Origin of the sequence: Psychrobacillus vulpis, from assembly GCF_006861825.1 — a bacterium.
In the GTDB taxonomy this organism is placed as follows: domain Bacteria; phylum Bacillota; class Bacilli; order Bacillales_A; family Planococcaceae; genus Psychrobacillus; species Psychrobacillus vulpis.
Genome location: NZ_VDGI01000074.1, coordinates 1 through 511, shown reverse-complemented (window position 1 = coordinate 511; position 511 = coordinate 1). Strand labels below are relative to the sequence as shown.

Below are 511 nucleotides of genomic sequence, written 5' to 3'. Positions count from 1 at the left end.
GACAACCAGGATGTTGGCTTAGAAGCAGCCATCATTTAAAGAGTGCGTAATAGCTCACTGGTCGAGTGACGCTGCGCCGAAAATGTATCGGGGCTAAACAAATCACCGAAGCTGTGGATTGATACCTTTGGTATCAGTGGTAGGAGAGCGTTCTAAGGGCGTTGAAGTCAGACCGGAAGGACTGGTGGAGCGCTTAGAAGTGAGAATGCCGGTATGAGTAGCGAAAGATGGGTGAGAATCCCATCCACCGTATGANGACAACCAGGATGTTGGCTTAGAAGCAGCCATCATTTAAAGAGTGCGTAATAGCTCACTGGTCGAGTGACGCTGCGCCGAAAATGTATCGGGGCTAAACAAATCACCGAAGCTGTGGATTGATACCTATGGTATCAGTGGTAGGAGAGCGTTCTAAGGGCGTTGAAGTCAGACCGGAAGGACTGGTGGAGCGCTTAGAAGTGAGAATGCCGGTATGAGTAGCGAAAGATGGGTGAGAATCCCATCCACCGTATGA

Annotated in this window: 1 rRNA gene; it reads left to right on the top strand. The window is 49.8% G+C overall.

The features are described from left to right. Positions 1–511, top strand: a 23S ribosomal RNA gene (locus FG384_RS19650); the annotation flags it as partial.